19 protein-coding genes are annotated in these 17,569 nt (G+C 69.6%); 3 read left to right on the forward strand and 16 right to left on the reverse strand.

What is annotated here, in order from left to right:
• Positions 1-80: 80 nt before the first annotated feature.
• The 5 genes from HALDL1_13805 to HALDL1_13825 all read right to left on the reverse strand — a co-directional run bounded on the left by HALDL1_13805 (position 81) and on the right by HALDL1_13825 (position 4,298).
• Positions 81-842, reverse strand: coding sequence for a hypothetical protein (locus HALDL1_13805; protein ID AHG04540.1), 762 nt, complete (start codon positions 840-842; stop codon positions 81-83).
• A gap of 297 nt (positions 843-1,139) precedes the next feature.
• A complete protein-coding gene (locus HALDL1_13810; GenBank protein ID AHG04541.1) occupies positions 1,140-1,952 on the reverse strand; it encodes an agmatinase in 813 nt (270 codons plus the stop codon).
• A 2-nt stretch (positions 1,953-1,954) separates the two neighbouring features.
• On the reverse strand, positions 1,955-2,338 hold the full coding sequence (locus HALDL1_13815) for a translation initiation factor 5A (protein AHG04542.1): 384 nt from the start codon (positions 2,336-2,338) through the stop codon (positions 1,955-1,957).
• Positions 2,339-2,408: 70 nt separating this feature from the next.
• The gene (locus tag HALDL1_13820) at positions 2,409-3,473 is read right to left on the reverse strand and encodes an aminotransferase (protein ID AHG04543.1); all 1,065 of its coding nucleotides are present in this window, start codon (positions 3,471-3,473) and stop codon (positions 2,409-2,411) included.
• Positions 3,474-3,527: 54 nt separating this feature from the next.
• Entirely contained in the window at positions 3,528-4,298 is a 771-nt protein-coding gene (locus HALDL1_13825; GenBank protein ID AHG04544.1) for an amidase, read from the reverse strand.
• Between the two features lie 129 nt (positions 4,299-4,427).
• Between HALDL1_13825 and HALDL1_13830 the strand changes: the two genes are divergently transcribed.
• The gene (locus tag HALDL1_13830) at positions 4,428-5,789 is read left to right on the forward strand and encodes a hypothetical protein (protein AHG05375.1); all 1,362 of its coding nucleotides are present in this window, start codon (positions 4,428-4,430) and stop codon (positions 5,787-5,789) included.
• Between the two features lie 3 nt (positions 5,790-5,792).
• On the opposite strand, the gene HALDL1_13835 is transcribed toward HALDL1_13830, so the two are convergent.
• From HALDL1_13835 to HALDL1_13880, 10 genes are all read right to left on the reverse strand, one after another.
• Positions 5,793-7,457: a membrane protein gene (locus tag HALDL1_13835; protein ID AHG04545.1), complete on the reverse strand. Its 1,665-nt coding sequence runs from the start codon at positions 7,455-7,457 to the stop codon at positions 5,793-5,795.
• A gap of 3 nt (positions 7,458-7,460) precedes the next feature.
• Positions 7,461-7,811 (reverse strand): molecular chaperone Hsp20, encoded by a 351-nt coding sequence (locus HALDL1_13840; GenBank protein AHG04546.1) that lies wholly within the window; start codon positions 7,809-7,811, stop codon positions 7,461-7,463.
• 446 nt (positions 7,812-8,257) lie between these two features.
• Positions 8,258-8,908 carry a 3-phosphoglycerate kinase gene (locus HALDL1_13845; protein ID AHG04547.1) on the reverse strand — a complete coding sequence of 217 codons (651 nt, stop codon included), beginning with the start codon at positions 8,906-8,908 and terminating at the stop codon, positions 8,258-8,260.
• A 108-nt stretch (positions 8,909-9,016) separates the two neighbouring features.
• On the reverse strand, positions 9,017-10,111 hold the full coding sequence (locus HALDL1_13850) for a serine protease (GenBank protein ID AHG04548.1): 1,095 nt from the start codon (positions 10,109-10,111) through the stop codon (positions 9,017-9,019).
• 95 nt (positions 10,112-10,206) lie between these two features.
• The gene (locus HALDL1_13855) at positions 10,207-10,575 is read right to left on the reverse strand and encodes a hypothetical protein (protein ID AHG04549.1); all 369 of its coding nucleotides are present in this window, start codon (positions 10,573-10,575) and stop codon (positions 10,207-10,209) included.
• Complete coding sequence (locus tag HALDL1_13860; GenBank protein AHG04550.1) at positions 10,576-10,851, reverse strand: pterin-4-alpha-carbinolamine dehydratase; 276 nt, start codon at positions 10,849-10,851, stop codon at positions 10,576-10,578.
• Positions 10,852-10,937: 86 nt separating this feature from the next.
• Positions 10,938-12,245: a glutamyl-tRNA reductase gene (locus HALDL1_13865; GenBank protein ID AHG04551.1), complete on the reverse strand. Its 1,308-nt coding sequence runs from the start codon at positions 12,243-12,245 to the stop codon at positions 10,938-10,940.
• Positions 12,242-12,898 (reverse strand): precorrin-2 oxidase/ferrochelatase, encoded by a 657-nt coding sequence (locus tag HALDL1_13870; protein AHG04552.1) that lies wholly within the window; start codon positions 12,896-12,898, stop codon positions 12,242-12,244. Before HALDL1_13870 ends, HALDL1_13865 begins: the two co-directional genes overlap by 4 nt.
• Positions 12,899-12,914: 16 nt before the next feature.
• The gene (locus tag HALDL1_13875; GenBank protein ID AHG04553.1) at positions 12,915-13,970 is read right to left on the reverse strand and encodes a heme biosynthesis protein; all 1,056 of its coding nucleotides are present in this window, start codon (positions 13,968-13,970) and stop codon (positions 12,915-12,917) included.
• Positions 13,971-14,034: 64 nt separating this feature from the next.
• Positions 14,035-14,451 (reverse strand): hypothetical protein, encoded by a 417-nt coding sequence (locus tag HALDL1_13880; GenBank protein AHG04554.1) that lies wholly within the window; start codon positions 14,449-14,451, stop codon positions 14,035-14,037.
• 113 nt (positions 14,452-14,564) lie between these two features.
• Between HALDL1_13880 and HALDL1_13885 the strand changes: the two genes are divergently transcribed.
• A complete protein-coding gene (locus HALDL1_13885; GenBank protein AHG04555.1) occupies positions 14,565-15,473 on the forward strand; it encodes a UDP pyrophosphate synthase in 909 nt (302 codons plus the stop codon).
• Positions 15,474-15,500: 27 nt separating this feature from the next.
• Here HALDL1_13885 and HALDL1_13890 read toward each other — a convergent pair whose 3' ends face one another.
• Entirely contained in the window at positions 15,501-16,109 is a 609-nt protein-coding gene (locus HALDL1_13890) for a di-trans,poly-cis-decaprenylcistransferase / (Z)-prenyl diphosphate synthase (protein ID AHG04556.1), read from the reverse strand.
• A gap of 85 nt (positions 16,110-16,194) precedes the next feature.
• On the opposite strand from HALDL1_13890, the gene HALDL1_13895 reads away from it, so the two are divergent.
• A complete protein-coding gene (locus HALDL1_13895) occupies positions 16,195-17,517 on the forward strand; it encodes a hypothetical protein (protein ID AHG04557.1) in 1,323 nt (440 codons plus the stop codon).
• Positions 17,518-17,569 lie beyond the last annotated feature (52 nt).

Consider the following 17,569-nt stretch of genomic DNA (forward strand, 5'->3'; position numbering starts at 1 on the left):
ACGGGGTAGGCGTGGCACGCAAAAAGACCACACGGCTGCCCGGACGCTTACCGGTACGCCCCTGGGCGCCGACGGCCAGCTCAGATTCCGGTCGGGTGGTCGAGGAACGTCGTCTCCAGTCCCCAGTCGTCGGCGAGAGACTGGAGCGCCCGCACGCCGAACGTCTCGGTCGCGTAGTGTCCCGCGAGGACCACCGTGACGCCAGCCTCCCGGGCCTCGTGGTAGAGCTTCTGCTCGCCCTCCCCCGTGACGAAGGCGTCGACACCCGCCGCTTCGGCCTCGCGGAGCCAGTCCGCCCCAGCCCCCGTCAGCACCGCGAACTCCTCGAGTTCCTCGGGTCCGAAGTCGAGCACTCGGACGCCCTGGCCGCCCGTGTCGAGTTCTGATTCGAGCAGCCCCGCGAGTTCGTCGGCGGTGTAGGCTTCGGCGGCGGTGCCCCGCGTGCCGACAGGTTCGCCGTCCGCCTCGGCGAACGGCTGACGGTCCTCCAGGCCGACGAGGTCCGCGAGGCCGGCCGCGTTACCGAGTTCCGGGTGGCCGTCGAGGGGCAGGTGGGCCGCGTACAGCGCGCACTCGCCGTCGACGAGTGGCTGGATGCGCTCGTACTCGCGCCCCGTGACGGCGTCCAGCCCGCCCCAGACGACGCCGTGGTGGGTGACCAGCAGGTCCGCGTCCCACTCGACGGCAGCCTCGACAGTCTCGACGACGCCGTCCACGGCGAACGCCACGCGCTCCACCTCGCGCTCCCGCGGCCCGACCTGCAGGCCGTTCGTCGCGGCGTCGGTGTAGGCGTCGACGCGCAACCGGTCGTCGAACTCGGAGACGATCTCGGAGAGGTCCATGTGCGGAGAGGGGAGCGCCGGCAACTTCTAGGCGTCGGCATTCCGTCCATCCGCCACCCACCTAGCTCTACCGACCAACCGACGGGGTGGGAATCCGGAAGGGGGCGTGGGCGGCGCGTAGCGCCGCCGAACTCGCGGACGGCTTCGCCGTCCGCGCAGCTCGTGAGCCGAACCGACGCAAGCACCGCAGGAACGAACGCAGTGAGTGACGAGGAGCGCAACGAGGTGCAGGCCACGAGCGACCGGGGGCTTCCGCTAACACGCCCTCAGATGTAGTGTGGTCAGAATTACCGAAGACTAGCCGTCCGCGTGAGCGTGAACGAACTCCCGGACCAGTTTCGCGGCCAGAGTAGCAGCCTGCCCGTCGTCGTGGTCGTTGACCTCCACGACATCGAACCCCACAGCCTCGGGAGCCAACGCACGCACGACGTCCCGAATCGTCGTGGAGTCGAGGCCGAACGGCTCCGGGGTGCCCGTGCCGGGGGCGAACGCTGGGTCGGCGGCGTCGACGTCCACACTGAGGTAGACGTCGCCGTCGACGTCGGGCGTCCAGTCCGCCGCATCCTCGGGAGGAACGACGGTGACATCGCCCTCGCTGGCGCGCTCCCACTCGGCCTCGCTGCCCGAGCGCGCACCGACGACGACCGCTTCGTCGGCGACGTCGAGGGCGTGGCGGGTCACCGTCGAGTGGCTCAGCGGGTCGCCGTCGTAGGATTCGCGGAGGTCGAGGTGGGCGTCGAGTGCGACGAAGACGTCGGGGTCGGCGGCGCGAACGCCCGCGACGCTGACGGTGTGCTCGCCGCCGAGGACGACGGGGACGGCGTCGTTCCAGTGGGCGTCGGTGAGCACGCCCTCGAGGTAGTCGAGGTACTCCGCGGCGTCGTTCCACGCGTGGACGTCGCCGTAGTCGGCGACGCCGTGGTCGGAGAAGTGAGCGCCTGAGGCGTGGTGGTAGTCCTCGAAGGTGCGTGCGAACTTGCGGATGCGGTCCGGGCCGAAACGAGCGCCCGGTCGGAAGGAGGTAGAGATGTCGAGTGGTGCGCCCACGACCACGTAGTCGGCCGTGGTGCCGGCCGACTCCGGGTCGGCGTCGTGGGCGCCGGGGAACATGCTCAGTCCTGGAGGATCTTGCGCTGGCCCTCGAACTCGAGGTACTCGATGTTGTCGTCGGACTGCACGTCGAGGTCGGCGGGAATCTGCATCGTGACGGTCTCGTACGTGTCGAGGTCCATCACCTGCGCGACGGTGTCGGACTCCTTGGAGACGACCTGTCCCTGCTTCCGGTTGACGATGGGGATCCAGATCTTCGCGTCCACCGGCTGACTGAGGCTGCGTTTCTTCTCGTCGAAGACGCCGCGGGCCTCGATTCGTGCCTTCGCACTGCCGTGCTTGCCGGGCTTGGCGGTGCTGTAGGCGTTGATTTTGCAGGCGGCGTCCTCGATCATGACGTAGTTGCCCTCCTGCAGTTCGCGCACTTCCGTCTGCTCTTTCGCCATACGGCTGGATTCACACCTGCCGGGTATAAACCGTTTGGAAGCGCTCCGCCCGAAGGCGCTCGCAGACCGTTCAGAGCACTGTCGAGACCCGGTCGAGGCCCTCCCGGAGTTCCGCGGTCGGCAGCCCGAACCCGACGCGGAAGTAGTCGTCGTAGGCGTCGCCGAAGCAGCGGCCCGGCGCGAGCACGACGGACGCGTCCTCGACCACGGTGCGGCAGAACGCCTCGGAGTTCTCGAAGCCCGCGGGCACGCCGAGGAACGCGTTGCAACCGACGGGGTCGGGCCAGTCGATGCCGTGTTCTCGTGCCCAGTCCGCGGTGATTTCTCGGTTCTCCCGAACGTGGTCGAGGGCGTCCTCCCGCAGTTCCGCCTCGCGGTCCGTGAGGACCTGCCGGGCGACGTGCTGGCCGAACTTGGTGGGTGAGATGGTGGTGTAGTCCTTCCAGCGCTCCGCGGCGTCGACCACCTCGCTGGGTCCGGCGAGCCAGCCGAACCGGAGGCCAGCGAGCCCGTACGTCTTCGAGAGGCCCGACGTGCTGATGGCGCGCTCGCCGAGACTCGCAACGGGTGGCAGTGGGTCCTCGGCGAGCAGGCGGTACACCTCGTCGCCGAGGAGGTAAGCGTCTGCGTCCGCAGCGAGGTCGTAGAGCGCCTGGATTGTCTCCTCGTCGTGTTGCCGCCCGGTCGGGTTGTTCGGGTTGTTCACCACCACGAGTTCCGTCTCTGGGCGAATCGCGTCCGCGACGGCGTCGACGTCCAGCGTCCACTCCGGCCTGTCGAGCGGGACGCGGGTCACGTCGCAGATGGACTCTGGAATCGCGTGGAGGCTCTGGTACGTCGGCGTGACGACGACGGCGTGGTCGCCCGGCGACAGCAGCGACTGGAAGACGAGGAAGTTCGCCTCCTGAGTCCCCACCGTGCAGACCACCTCGTCGGCAGTCCGCACGTGTTCCTCGGCAATGGCTGTCCGCACGTCCGGCGCGCCCTTCGTGGGAATCACGTACCCCAGTTCGCCGGGGTCCGTGTCGAAGTCGCTCGCCGGGAGGCTCCGGACGCCGCTCTCAGCGAGCATCACATCGGCGTCGTGTTCGTACTCCGCGAACCACCGCTCCAGTTCGAACGGCGCTACGTCCATACGGTGGCTACGCGACACGGGGTGAAAACTCGGGCGACGGCGGCAGGCGTGGTACTACACGTGGTCCCGGGGCATCAGGTCCGCGAACCGCTGGTCGTCGAGCCACTCACACAGCTGGACGAGCTGGTCGCTCGCGGCCTCGAACAGCTGTTCTCCCTTCGCCGGGGTGGCGTCGGTCTGGTCGCCGAGCACGCCGTTCTCGGTGTTGTCCGCGGCGTCGTAGTACGTCCGCGCGCCGTGGACGATTGTCTCGGCGTCCGCGACGCTCGGGACGCCGCCGTCGCGGGCCTCGGCGAGGCGGTCGTCGTGGACGAGTTCGGGTTCGAGGTACTGCAGCATCGCCGTCTCCTTGGGGCCGCCGTGGGGGCCGTTCTGGTCGAACAGGTCGTCGACCAGTTCCGGGACGCTCTCGTCCCACATCCAGTCGACGGCGTAGGCCACTTCGTCCTCGCGGAGTCGCGCTCCGACCTCGCGGAGGTGGGGGACGTTGCCGCCGTGGGCGTTCACGAACACGACGCGGTCGATGCCGTGGGATGTGAGGTTGCGCGTGAGTGATTCGACGTAGTTGCGGAAGGCGGACGGACTGACCCACATCGTGCCGTGGAACTGGCGGTGATGGCCACTGACACCGACGTTGACGGTTGGCGTGCAGAGGAAGCCGGTCTCGTCGGCGGCCGCCCGCGCGAACGCCTCCGCGATGACGTGGTCGGTGCCCTCCGGGAGGTGCGGGCCGTGCTGTTCGGTGGAGCCGAGCGGGACCAGCGCGAGGGACTCCGACTCGAAGTAGTCGCCGAGGTCCGGCCACGCTTCGTTGCCGAGATACATCACCGGACGAACGGCCGACACGACCAAGAGTGTAGTGGACGGAACGGGGCCCGCCGGCTTCTCCTGGCAGTGAAAATCTCACTGTGGTCTCCGGGAGTCTTATTCTCGCCCGCGGACACGTTGCACGTGATGCGACGACGCCAGTTCCTCCACGCGAGTGCGGTGACAGCGCTCGCGGCCGCGACCGGCTGTCTCGGCGGCGACCCGGAAGCGGGGCGGAGCCGGGACCCCTCGACGACGCAGACGACCACAGGGACCACCCCGACCGACGAGATACCGGAGCCGACACAGGACGGCGGCTGGCCGATGGCCGACTTCGCCGCCAGCGCAACCGGCCACAACCCGGACGCGTCCACCGCGGAACCGTCCGGGACCGAGTGGACGTTGTCGTTCCGGGAACACGAGTGGGTCAGCGACCCCGCAGTCGACGCAGAGCACGCGTTCTTCGGCGTGAAGGACTGGGCCGAGACGCCCGCGACCAGCGAGGTTCGGGCCCACGCCCTCGCCGAGGGGAGCGAAACATGGTCGCGCTCGCTCCCCTACGGACAGGTCTTCTCACCTGCGCTCGGCGACTGCGACGGCGACGACGCCGTCTTCGTCGCCTCCGGGCAGGACAACTCGAACACCGACCACGGCCACGGCGAGGTCCGCGCCCTCTCGCGGGATTCGGGCGACCGGCTCTGGTCGCAGTCGTTCGACATCGAACTCGTCGGCCCACCGGTGTACGCCCGCGACCGGGTGTTCGTCCCCGCTGAGGGACTCGGCGAGGGTGGCGTCTACGCCCTCGACGCGGCGTCGGGCGAGGAGGACTGGTTCTTCGACGCCGCCCGCGACCCCTCGCACTCGCCGACAGTCGCCGGTGACACCGTCTACGTCAGCAGTGACCGCGACGAACTCGCCGCCCTCGACGTGGAGACCGGGGACGTCGACTGGCGCACGTCCGCGGAGGGCGACACCACCAGACCCGTCGTGAACCAGCCAGACGACCTCGTCTACGTCGGCTACCAGCACGGCCTCCAGGCGTTCGAGGCGGACACGGGCGAGTCGGCGTGGACGTTCGAGGTGACCGACCCGTCGATTCCCCCGGAGGACTACCTCGGGGTCACGAGCGAACCGGTGCTCGCCGGCGACACGCTGTACGTCCGGACGTCGGACACCTCAGGGTTCGCGGTCGGCGACCCGGGTGAACTGCACGCCCTCGACGCTGCCTCCGGCGACAAGCGCTGGCAGCTCTCGGACGGTCACCCGGGTAGTAGGGTGGTTGGCGCGGACGACCACGCCATCCTGTCACGTGTACCGGTCGGTGAGACGGAGGGTGGTCAGGAGAGCGACGCCGACGGTGAACTGGTCTGCGTGACCCCGGAGGGCGAGGTGAAGTGGACCGACGGCCAGTGGGAGCCGATGGCGGTGGGCAATGACTACCTGTTCTGTTTCCGCGGCTCGCGGTGGTCGGCGCCGGGCACCACTACGGTCGCCGCCAGGTCGGTGTGAGCCTCAGTCCTCGCCGCGTCCGCGGAGGTTCTGCCTGGTGAACTGCGGGGTCGCGCGGATGCCCTGGCGCTTCCGGAACGACCGGTAGAGCGCGAGCGCGACGAGCAGCGTGAAGGTGGCCGAGATGGCGGTCGCCGGGGTGAAGTTCTCGAAGGCGTACAGCAGCGCCGTCGTGGGGACGCTCGTCGCGAGCACGAGACCGAGCACGAGGCGGCGCGCGAGGCGGTCGACGACGCCGTTGCTGTCCTCGAGGTCCGCGCGGACGTGGAGGTCCTCGCGCTCGACGCGGTTCAGCGCGTCCTCTAATTTCGGCGGGATGCGGACCGCGGACTGCGCGGAGTCACGGAACTGCTCGGCGGTCTGGGTGGCGAACTGCTTGATGGACTCCTCGCGGTAGCCCTGCTCGGTGAGATACTCCGTCGCCACGGAGATGAAGTCGAAGTCGGGGTCGAGGGTGACACAGACTCCCTCGACGACGGTGGCGACCCGGAGCACGAGCGCGAGGTTCGACGGCAGGCGCAGCGGGAACTCGTAGATGGTGTCCTCGACCTTCCCCACGATCTGCTGGACGCGGTACGTCTCGATGGACTCCCCGCGGGCGTCCTGGATGGCGAGTTCCATCACCTCCGCCATCGTGGCGCGGTCGGCCTCCGGGGAGAGCGTCCCCATCTCGATGAGCGCGTCGAGGATTGCGTCGATGTCCTGGTTGGCGACCGCGACGTAGAAGTCCACGATCTTCTGCTGGACGAACTCGTCGACGCGACCGCTCATCCCGAAGTCGTAGAAGACGACGGTGCCATCGTCGCGCACCGCGAGATTACCCGGGTGCGGGTCGGCGTGGAAGACGCCGTCCTCGATGATCATCTGGAGGTAGGTGCGTTCGAGGGTCTCGGCGACCCGCGAGCGGTCGATGCCCTTGCGCTCGAGTTCCTCGACGTTCGATATCTTCGTGCCCGAGATGTACTGCATCGTGAGCACCCGGCTGCTGGAGTAGTCGTCGTACACCGGGGGGATGGCGACCGCCGGGTCGTCCGCGAAGTTCGCGCGGATCTCGGTGAGCATCTCGGCCTCGCGGTCGTAGTTCATCTCCTCGCGGATGGTCTTCGAGAACTCGTCGGCGAGGCTCCGGAGGCTGAACGCCCGCCCCTCACCGACGAACCGGGCCACGACCGGGAGCGTCCACCGGACGACCCGGAGGTCGGCCTCGACGAGCTCCTCGATTCCGGGGCGCCGGACCTTCACCGCGACCGGTTCGCCTTCGACCTGGGCGGTGTACACCTGGCCGAGGCTCGCGCCGCTGATGGGTTCACGGTCGAAGTCGTCGAACACGTCGTCGACGGGGCCGAGTTCCTCCTCCAGCACCACTCTGGCGTTCTCCCAGTCGGCGGGCGGCACGCGGTCCTGGAGGTCGGTGAGCACGTCGACGTACTCCGGGGGGAGGACGTCCGGTCGCGTCGAGAGCAGTTGCCCGAGTTTGATGAACGTCGGCCCGAGCGTGAGCAGCGAGTCGAGCAGTAGTTCGGCGCGTTCGACGCGCGTCTCCGTGGTGACGGGCCGACTGCTCCCGAACAGGACGAACCGCCGCCGGTCGCGGAGGTAGCCCCAGACGAGCGGGAGGAACTGCCACGCGACGACGACGAACCGGCGGTACGACCGGAGTACCGCCACCGATTACCCCTCGACGGGAACCCGGTGGGCGGTCTCCCCCCGCTTCGGCAGGCGGACCTCGAGGACGCCGTGGTCGACAGACGCGGCGGAACCGTCGTCGGTGGCGTCCGGCGGCAGGGGGAGTTCGAGGTCGAGGAACAGCGAGCGCTCCTCGGTCCGGTAGCTGAATCCGCTCGGAACGGACTTCTGGCGGTGTGCGTCGACGACGAGCGTCCGGCCGTCGACGCGAACGTCGACGTCCTCGGCAGTGACGCCGGCCACGTCGACGACGAAGAGGTAGGCGTCCTCCCGTTCGAGCACGTCGACGAACACCGAATCTGGCAGGTTCCCTAGCGCTTCGCGCAAGCGGGACATAGCCGACGTTTGGAGCGCAGAGGCGAAAAAGCCGGTGGTCGAGACACTGACTCGTCTCGACAGTGCGCCGACCCGGTGGAGCGCCGGCGCGGAACGTGTTACCCTGACACCGCAATCCCCGGGCATCCGCGTTCGGGGGGGAACGCGTCGGGGGGGGACGCGAGTTCGGTGGTCGCCGGCCGGCGGAGGGGGGATAGCCGGCAGCGACCGACGGACGCCCGGAACTGTGCCCTGACCGGCGGCGTTCTGCTGCCGCCATCGAATGCATGGACCGCGAGGGTATTGAACGGTGGCGTCGTTCACAGTCGATTTTCGTCGGTTAAGCCGAATTACCCCTGAGTTACCGGGCCGTTTCCTGCGGAATGGTGCAGGTACGCGACCGGCGCGGTGTGGCGTCGTGGCTGGCGGTGGAGTCGGACGGAGAACGAGTGGGAGGTAGACGGCGGTCAGTCCGCTCGCGGTTCGAAGACCTCGTCGAAGGACTCGACGCGGTAGTCGCCGAGCACGCAGTGGCCGCGCTTCTCCGGCGCGTGGCGTTCGACGTGGACGGCGTCGAGGCCCGCGTTCATCGCGGCGCCCACGTCGCTCGCCGCGTCGCCGACGTACACCCCGTGGTGGGTGGCGGGTTCGAGGCCGACGTCGCCGAGCGCGAGTTCGAGGGGGCGAGGGTCGGGTTTCCAGCCCGTATCGTCGTCACAGCAGAGCACGACGTCGAACCAGTCGGCGATGCCGAGGTGGTCGATGACGGGGCCAGCGAGGAACTCCGCGCAGTGGGTCACGACGCCGACCGGGCCGTCGAGGTCGGCGACGTGGGCGGCGTCTTCGTAGAGGTAGGTGGCCTCGGCGCGGCGCTGCGGGTCCTCGATGTCGTGGAACGCCGCCCAGAACGCCGCAGGGTCGAACCCCCACGACTGAAGGCGCTCGTTCCGGGACCCGCCGAGGCCGTGCCACAGTATCTCGGCCTCGCGGTCGGTGAACTCGCGGCCGACGCGGTCGCCCACGCGGTCGAACACCTCACGCGTGTACGACCACTCGGTGTCCACGAGGGTCCCGTCGAGGTCGAACAGCCAGACGTCGTAGTCGGACGGGGAGCCCATTGGATACGGAGCTACGGAATCCGAGAGTATGAGCGTTCCGGGCGACCGTGAGAGCGTCTCGTGCTACCGCCTGACGGGGAACTTAGTGAGTGCCGGCTTCGGCAGCACTCAGGGGTTCTGCGGTTCGGGCCGCTCGCCCAGCGTCACCTCGACCTGCTCGCGCTGGCCGTCCCTGAGCACCGTGAGCGTCACCGTCTCCCCGGGCCGGCCCTCGGTGAACAGGTACGTCGCGAGGTCCTTCGCCGTGTCCACCGTGCGGTTGTCGATGGCGACGAGGACGTCACCGCCGACGGGAACCCGGTTCCCATCGACGACGGCGACCTCGGTCGTCCCCTGCAAGACGCCGGCGACCGGCGTCCCCTCGTTGGCGCGGTGGACGTAGACGCCCTCGGTCGTGTTCAGGTCGTTCGCCGACGCGAGCTGCGGGGTGATGGGAGCCAGCGAAACGCCGAGGTAGGCGTGCTCGTAGCTGCCGTTCTCGACGAGCGCCGGGACGACCCGCTGGACGAGCGTCGAGGGGACGGCGAGGCCGATGTTGTCGGCGCGCGACGCGGGGAGGCCGGCGGTGTTGACGCCGACGACGGTCCCCTCACAGGTCAGCAGTGGGCCGCCGCTGTTACCGGGGTTGATGGGGGCGTCCGTCTGGAGCACGGTCGGAATTGCGGCGTTCTGCCCGGTCGGCAGCGAGCGGTTGACGCCGCTCACGATGCCGTGGGTGATGGACTCGTCGAGACCGAAGGGGCTCCCGATGGCGGCGACCTTGGTCCCGGGAGTGGGCGTCGACTCCGCGAGCGGGAGCGCCTCCACGTCGCTCGGGGTGTCGGCCACCCGGACGACGGCGAGGTCGGCGATCTCGTCGGTCCCGATGACCTCGGCGGTGCTCGAGGTTTCGTCGGCGAACTGGACGACGACCCTGCTGGCGTCGCCGACGACGTGGGCGTTCGTGACGACGTAGCTCGTGTCGTTGTCCTCGAACGTCTGGTAGACGAAGCCAGAGCCCTGTCCGGCCGCCGTCCCGACGCCGACCACCGAGTCGAGGGTCTGTTCGTACAGCGACGCGTAGTCGCAGTTGGCTTGCTGGACGGTGCTGTCGGTCTGTGCAGCGCTGGCTCCGCCAGTGTCCAGCGGGGTGGCGCCCGCAGCGCCGAACCCCGCGGTCACGAGCAAGAGCGCAACGGCGACGACGAGGTAGTCACTGCGCATCGTCCGACGGTTCGTCAGAGCGGCGAAAACGAGTTCTGGCCAGTTGGCTCCGGGAACTCCATAACTACCGTCCTGTTGGTGCGTTCGCCCAGAAGCTAGTCGCGGACCTCCACCGAACTGCCGAGGTACTTGTTCAGTACCTCGCTCGTGGTGTCGGCCTTGAACGGCGTGAGGTCCGCGGCTATCTCGGCCTGCAGCGCCTCGTAGTACGCCCGGTCGGTCTCCAGGGCGCGGTACTCCACGGACTCGACCGGCACGTCGAGGGCGTCCTCGGCGACCGCCCGGAATCTGTCGGGGTCGCCGAGGTCGCCGCGCCACAGGTTGTCCCTAAAGAACAGCCAGCCCGGGTCACCGGGCGGGTCGGCGGGCCGGCGGAGTCGCGTCTCGAACACCTGCGGGTCGATGCGCACGCCGCCCTCGGGTTCGAGGCGGAATCGGACCGCGAAGACGTACGCCGCGTCCATCTACCGGAGGTCGTCGCAGAGCTCCGCCATGTGGATGTCCTGTTCGGTGACGCCGCCCGCCTCGTGGCTGGTGAACCGGACCTCCACCTCCTCGTACCCGATGCGGATCTCCGGGTGATGGAACTCCTCCTCGGCGAGTTCGCCGACCTCGGTGGCGAACGCCACGCCCCTCAGGTAGTCGTCGAACTCGTAGGTGCGCGTAATCTCGTCGCCGTCGCGGGACCAGCGCTTCGGGATTCGCCGCTCGATCTCGTCGTCTGAGAGTACGTCTGCCATGGTCGACAGGTCACTCGCCAGCCACATAACGCTACGCCACGACTCGGCCGGGCTACCACTTCGCTGGCACCCGTAGAACAGTCCCGTCAGTCCTCCGACTCAGCCGGCGTCGCGTCGTTCGGCGCGGCGTCGAACGGCATCCCGTCCTCGAACTCGGGGTTGAACAGTTCGAGGGCGGTCGCGATGGTCGACCAGTCGTCCTCCGCGGCGGCGTCCCGCAGGCTCTTCGTCGGCGCCGCGAGCAGCTGGTTGACCAGGGCGTCGGCCATCGACTCCACGACCTCGCGTTCCGCCTCCGAGAGGTCGCCGTCCGCGGCCTCGAGCCGCGAGACGGCCGTCGACACCTCGCGGTTCTTCAGCCGGTCGGCGCTCTCGTACATCCGGGCGATGACCTCGTCGGCGCGCTTGCGCTTGTACTGGGCGAGCAGCCGCTCGAACTCCGCGTCGATCATCGCCTCCACCTCGCGGGCGGCATCCTCGCGGCGCTCACGGGTCGCCTCCGTCACCGCTTCCAGGGCCTCGAGGTCGTGGACAGACACCGCCGCCTCGTCGTCGGCCCCGGGCGCGACGTCCCGGGGCTGTGCGAGGTCCACGACAACCGTTTCGCCCGCGTCCGCGAACGCCTCGCTGTCGAGGACGTAGCCCGGGCTGCTGGTCGCGGCGACGACCACGTCCGCGTCAGCCGTCCGCTCGCTTGCGTTCGCGAGCGTCGTCGTCTCCGTCGGCGCGTCGACGGTGTCGGCGACCCGGACCGCCCGCTCCGGCGTCCGGTTCGCGACGACGAGGGCCTCGACGCCGGCGCTCGCGAACGCCTTCGCCGCGAGCGCCCCCATCTCGCCCGCGCCGACCACCAGCGCGCGGGCGCCGTCGAGGTCGGTCTTTCGCTCGGCGAGGCGGACCGCCGCCGTCCCGAGGGAGGTGGCGCCCTCGTTGATGGTCGTCTCCGTCCGCGCCCGCTCGCCGACGTGAATCGCCTTCGTGACGGCCTGTCGGAGCACGGTGTCGATGCCGCCGGCCGCCTGGGCGGCGTCGAAGGCGTCCCGCAACTGACCGAGAATCTGGTCCTCGCCGACGACGAGGGACTCCAGGCCGGCGGCGACCCGAAGGAGGTGACGGAGGCTCTCCTCGTGGCCCATCGAGATTGCGCCGGCGCCCGCCGGGTCGAAGCCGGCGGCGCCGAGCGCGCGGCGACCCGTCGCGGGGTCGTCCGTGACCACGTACGCCTCCACGCGGTGGCACGTCTGGAGGACGAACGCCTCCGCGACGGCTGGCTGGTCGAGCAGCGCGTCGAGTGCGACCGCATCGGACGCTGCGCTCGCGGCCTCCAGTTCGTCGAGTGAGGCCGTCTCGTGTGAGACGCGCACGCCGGAGACGACACCTGTGTTCCCGTTCACGTAGACCACGTCACTTCGCCGACGGCGCTCGAAACCACGCCTTCGGCCGTTTCCCGAGGGTTGGAACTTCCGGTACGTAAAGCCTTCCAAACCGCGTCCGACCGCACGACAGCCCGTACGGCCTCGCGCCGACGTTTCGGGGCGACGCCTGCCGCCTTCAGGTCGGCGCGGAGGGCGGCGGTCAGCGTCGCCATCTCCCCCGCGCCCTCGAACTCCGACTCCAGTTCCTCCCGGAGGTGCTTCGAGAGCGCGGGACTCGCGCCGCCGGTGGCGACGGCGACGGTCACCGGGTCGTCCCGCACTGTCGCGGGCACCACGACGCTGTCGGCGTCCCGGCCCCCGGACTCGTCGGCGCGGTTCACGAGCGCGCCAGCCTCACGCGCCGCCGCCGCGAACGCGTCGTTGACGGCCGCGTCGTCAGTCGCCGCGACGACGAGCGCGGGGTCGGTGCGCTCGACCCAGTCGCTCGCCTCGGCGGGCGCCGGTTCGGTCTGCACGCGGTCCGCATCGCCGAAGTCGTCGTCCGCGAACTCTGGGCTCAACACGACCACTTCGGCCTCCTGGGCGAACCGGCGGGCCTTCCGCGCGCCGACCGGGCCGCCGCCGACGACCAGCACTGTCTCGCCCTCGAAGTCGTGGAGCAGCGGTATCATGTCGACAGCGCCGCGCTCATGCGGTGTTGGCGTCGGCGCGCTCCGCGAGCCTGATGCCCGTCTTCTTCAGGATGCGCGTCGAGAACAGCGTGTCCCAGTCGTCGTCGCCGACGTCCCAGTACTGCTCCATCACGTCCCGGACCTGCTCGATGCGCTCCTGGCTCTCTTCTTCGGTCCGGCCGTGAGTCATCGCGAAGAAGTTGTACGGCCAGACGCCGTCGTGGCGCGGGCGCTCGTAGCAGTGCGTGACGAAGTCGAGGCCCGCCACCGCCGGCCCGACCTCGCTCACGAGGTCGTCCGGCACGTCCCAGACGGTCATCCCGTTCTCCGTGTACCCCAGCGAGTAGTGGTTCGGGATGACGCCGACGCGGCGCACCTTCCCCTCCTCGTTGAACCGCCGGAGCGTCTCGACGACCCAGTCGGTCTCCTGACCGATCTCGGCGGCGACCGCAGCGTACGGCGTCTCCACGATTGGGAGACCGTCCTGTACCGCGAGCACGAGGTCGCGCTCGGCGGGCGTGATGGTGTCGCGGTCGGTCGGTGTGGGCGTCGGTCCGAGGTGCGAGAGGTCGACGTCGCCGTCCGAGACGGGGCCGTCGACGAGGAACTTCGCCTCCACGCGGAACTCCCGTAGTTTCGGGAGGTTGTACGTCTGCTGGCCGGTCTCGGCCTCGATGTCGGCGAGCACGTCCTCGACGCACTCGTCGTCGGCGACCGACACGACGAACCACATGTTCAGGTGCGGGTGTTCGCGCTCGTAGTTGTGCGCGACCTCGCGGCGTTCGTTGACGAGCTCGGCGATCTCCTCGTAGCGGTCCTCGGGGGCGTGCATCGCGACGAGCGACGCGTTGCCGCCGATCTCCTCGGCGTTGATGAGCGCGCCGAACCGCGTCAGCACGCCCTCCTCGTCGAGTCGTTGCACGCGTTCGAGGAGGTCCGCAGGCTCACTCTCGATGCCGCGCGAGCGCAGCGCGTGTGCTGCGGGCTCGAACGGCCGCTGGACGACCGGGAATCCGCCCTGGAAGGCGTTGAGTACGGCGCGGTCCCGGTCGTCGAGGTCCGCGATGTCCATGGCGGTGGTTGGGTCGCCACGCCAGATAAACGGCCCGGGTCGCGCCCGACGGCCGGAACCCGCCTCAGGCGTCGAAGCCGTCCTCGGTGATGCCGACGACCTCCTCGACGCCCTCCACGGCGGCGACGTCCGAGAGCACGGCGTCGTGGTCGCCCGTCGCCTCCCAGTAGAGAACGAGGTCGAAGCGCCCGTCGCGGAGCAGTTGCTGGCATTCCCAGACGAACTCGTCGTCCTCGAGGGTGAGCCCCTGGTGCTGGTTCACGCCGAACTCGTCGCTGTCGTTGCCCGAGTAGACGTACGTGTCGCCCGTCTCTGCGTGGGCCGCGATGGCGTCACCCGCGTCCAGCGTGAGCTGGTGGAGCAGGCTCTCCTCGTCGGAGCCGTAGCGCGTGTGCACGACCGCTCCGGCGAGTTCGATGTCCCCGGGCTGCAGCAGTTCCACTGTCTCCCGGTAGAGGTTCTCGTCGACCGTCTCGCTCATGGTCGAGGCGACGCACCTGCCGGGCATACGTGTGGCGATTCCCTCGTAAGCGGCCCCCTAACCCGCAGGCCGAGGGGGAAGGCTGATACGTGAGAGCGTTGTCGTTAGGGGCAATGCGAGACCGGCTTCGAGCAGCGGTGCACGGCGCCTACGAGCGCGTGCTCCGCCGCGAACTCGACGGCGCCCCCGAGCACGTCGCCGTCATCATGGACGGCAACCGTCGGTACGCCCGCGAACGCGGGCAGGAAGCCACCGACGGTCACCGCTCGGGCGCCCAGACGACCGAGCAGGTGCTGGAGTGGTGTGCGGACCTCGGCGTCGAGGAGCTGACACTGTACGCCTTCTCCACGGAGAACTTCGACCGCCCGGACGAGCAGAACGAACAGCTGTTCGACCTGCTCACGCGGAAACTCCGGGAGTTCGCTGACGCCGACCGCGTCCACGACCAGCGCGTCCGCATCCGGACCATCGGCGAGACCGAGCGCCTCCCCGAGCGCGTCCGCGAGGCCGCCACGTACGCCGACCGCCGCACCGCGGGCTACGACGGGTTCACGCTCAACATCGCGCTCGCCTACGGCGGCCGCGCCGAACTCCTCGGCGCCGCCCGCGGCATCGCCGACGCCGTCGACGCCGAGGACATCGACCCCGCTGACGTCGACGTCGCCGAGATCGAGTCCCGCCTCCACGCCAGCCCCGTTCGCGACGTCGACCTCATCATCCGGACCGGTGGTGCCGAACGCACGTCGAACTTCCTGCCGTGGCACGCCAACGGGAGCGAGGCCGCGGTCTTCTTCTGCACGCCGTACTGGCCGGAGTTCTCGAAGGTCGATTTCCTGCGCGCGGTCCGCACGTACGAGTCCCGCGAGGCGTCCTGGCGTCGTACCCGCGCTCGCCGCGCGCTCGCGCTAGTCCGTTCGCTCGGCACCGACGTGAAGGAGGCCCGCCAGGTCCTCGACCGCCTGAAGGGGACGCTCCCCGAGAGCCCGGACGTCGAGGAAGTCGACGGGCGGTCCGCTGACTAGAAGCCGGATCCTCTGCCTGTTCGCGCCTTATCGCCCGAACCGGCGCTGCCTGTTCTCGTAGTCCAGCACCGCGCGCAGGTAGTCCCGTTTCCGGAAGTCCCGCCAGTTCACGTCCGTGAAGTAGAGCTCCGAGTAGACGGACTGCCAGATCATGAAATCGGAGAGACGCTCGGCGCCGGTCTTGATGACGAGGTCGGGCTCCTCCGGGAAGACGAGTTCCGCCTCGATGGCGTCCTCGTCGACGTCAGCGGGGGTCATCTCGCCGTCGTCGACGGCCTCGGCGACGTTCCGGACGGCGGTGGCGAACTCGTGTTTGCCGCCGTGGCCGAGACTCACCTGGATGGGGGCGTCGGCGCGTTCGTCGTCGTCGGGCCCGCGGACGGCGATTTCCTCCGGTGTCGAGACGCGCGCGAGTTCGCGTTCGAGCGTCGGCACCGCGGCCTCGTCGAGGACGCTGACGTACACCGTGACGCGGCCGGCGCCGTAGTCGAACGCCCAGTCGAAGAAGTCCGCGAGCGTGTCGTAGGCGCCCGCTTCGAGCAGGTCGCGTTCGGTGATGACGAGCGCGACGTGGTCGGGGACGTCGGCGTCGTTTCGGCGCACGCGAGCGGCGAGATACCAGTCGTACAGTCCCACGGCGGGACGACGGACGGGGCGTCCAAAACGTTGCGGGTCCCGTTCGGGGAAGTTAAGTGTGGTCCCACTCAACCGCCGGGGAGACGTGAACTGGACTCTCCGGCGCGCCCTGGCCTTCGCGCTCGTGGCGACGCTGGCTCTCGCGGCACCACTGCTCGGGCGGGCAGCGGCGGTGCCGTTCGCCGTCGTCGCCGTGCTCGGCGCGACGGTCACCGACGGCTGGCTGTTCGAGGTGTTCTCGACGGCCCGCGACCGCCGCGAGGAACGCCTGCGGACGCTCGTCGGCTTCGCGGGCGCGGCGGCCAGCATCGGCCTGCTGGTCCCGCTGTTCGGCGTGCCCGTCGGCGTGTTCGTCGCGAGCGTGCTCGTCGTCGGCTACGGCGACCTGGGCCGCCGACTCGTGCTCGAACTCCGCGAGAATCGCGCGCTCTCGATGGTCGGGTTCGTCGTTGTGGGCGCGCTCGCGGCGTTCGGCGGCCAGGTCGCCGTCGCCACTGCCGGCAACGAAGCCGCGACCTACCCGGCCTGGCTGTTCCTCGCGACCAGCGGCGCGCTGCTCGCTGGCATCCTCCGGACGGTGTTCGTCTCCCGCGACGACCCGGTCGTGTTGCTGTCGGTGGCACTGCTGCTGTGGCTGTTCGCCGTGCTCGCGCCCTTCGAGAACGTCTCGACGGCGATGGCGTGGGAACGCGTGGTGGTCGCGCTCGCGGTCACCGCCCTCTTCGGCTACGCCTCCCACGCGCTCGGCGCGACGTCCGTCGCGGGGATGCTGACGGGGGTGTTCCTCGGCCTCCTGGCGGTCGTTCTCGGCGACTACGGCTGGTTCGTTGTGCTCATCGCGTTCTTCGCGGTCGGCAGCCTCACGACGAAGTTCCGGTACGACCAGAAACTCGACCGGGGTGTCGCCGAACCCAACGACGGCGCCCGGGGCACCGGGAACGTCCTCGGGAACTCGGCGGCGGCACTCATCGCGCTCCTGCTGTACGCGGCCCACGCCCACGTCCCGCTCTCCGACCTGGTCTACCAGTTCGCCTACGCGGGCAGCGTCGCCACCGCGCTCGCGGACACGCTCTCCTCGGAGGTCGGCGGCCTCTTCGACCAGCCGCGACTGGTGACGACGCTCGAGCGCGTCGAACCCGGCACCGACGGCGCGGTCACCTGGCAGGGCGAGATCGCCGGCCTCGCGGGCGCCGCGGTCATCGCCGGCCTCTGCGTCTTCGTCTTCGACTTCGGCGCGACGGGCGCAGCGGTCGTCGTCGGCGCGGGCGTCGCCGGGATGACCGCCGACAGTCTCGCGGGCGCGACGCTCGAAGGCGGCACGATAGGGAACCAGTCCGTGAACTTCCTCGCGACGCTGACGGGCGGCGTCGTCGGCGGCCTGCTGGCGCTCGCGGTCGGTCTGGCGTAGTACGGGCAGTCTCTCTTACTCCGGTCGGCCAATCGTAGAACAGCTGGCTCCG

It is taken from the genome of Halobacterium sp. DL1 (genome assembly GCA_000230955.3).
Classification (GTDB): Archaea; Halobacteriota; Halobacteria; order Halobacteriales; family Halobacteriaceae; genus Halobacterium.

Bases quoted from the DNA above. Each gene is read 5' to 3' on its own strand.
- HALDL1_13860 (AHG04550.1), bottom strand. From the start codon at position 10,851: ATGGCAGACGTACTCTCAGACGACGAGATCGAGCGGCGAATCCCGAAG.
- HALDL1_13885 (AHG04555.1), top strand. From the start codon at position 14,565: ATGCGAGACCGGCTTCGAGCAGCGGTGCACGGCGCCTACGAGCGCGTG.
- HALDL1_13815 (AHG04542.1), bottom strand. From the start codon at position 2,338: ATGGCGAAAGAGCAGACGGAAGTGCGCGAACTGCAGGAGGGCAACTAC.
- HALDL1_13825 (AHG04544.1), bottom strand. From the start codon at position 4,298: ATGTATCTCGGCAACGAAGCGTGGCCGGACCTCGGCGACTACTTCGAG.
- HALDL1_13810 (AHG04541.1), bottom strand. From the start codon at position 1,952: ATGTTCCCCGGCGCCCACGACGCCGACCCGGAGTCGGCCGGCACCACG.
- HALDL1_13855 (AHG04549.1), bottom strand. From the start codon at position 10,575: ATGGACGCGGCGTACGTCTTCGCGGTCCGATTCCGCCTCGAACCCGAG.
- HALDL1_13805 (AHG04540.1), bottom strand. From the start codon at position 842: ATGGACCTCTCCGAGATCGTCTCCGAGTTCGACGACCGGTTGCGCGTC.
- HALDL1_13820 (AHG04543.1), bottom strand. From the start codon at position 3,473: ATGGACGTAGCGCCGTTCGAACTGGAGCGGTGGTTCGCGGAGTACGAA.
- HALDL1_13870 (AHG04552.1), bottom strand. From the start codon at position 12,898: ATGATACCGCTGCTCCACGACTTCGAGGGCGAGACAGTGCTGGTCGTC.
- HALDL1_13845 (AHG04547.1), bottom strand. From the start codon at position 8,908: ATGGGCTCCCCGTCCGACTACGACGTCTGGCTGTTCGACCTCGACGGG.
- HALDL1_13850 (AHG04548.1), bottom strand. From the start codon at position 10,111: ATGCGCAGTGACTACCTCGTCGTCGCCGTTGCGCTCTTGCTCGTGACC.
- HALDL1_13880 (AHG04554.1), bottom strand. From the start codon at position 14,451: ATGAGCGAGACGGTCGACGAGAACCTCTACCGGGAGACAGTGGAACTG.
- HALDL1_13830 (AHG05375.1), top strand. From the start codon at position 4,428: ATGCGACGACGCCAGTTCCTCCACGCGAGTGCGGTGACAGCGCTCGCG.
- HALDL1_13840 (AHG04546.1), bottom strand. From the start codon at position 7,811: ATGTCCCGCTTGCGCGAAGCGCTAGGGAACCTGCCAGATTCGGTGTTC.
- HALDL1_13875 (AHG04553.1), bottom strand. From the start codon at position 13,970: ATGGACATCGCGGACCTCGACGACCGGGACCGCGCCGTACTCAACGCC.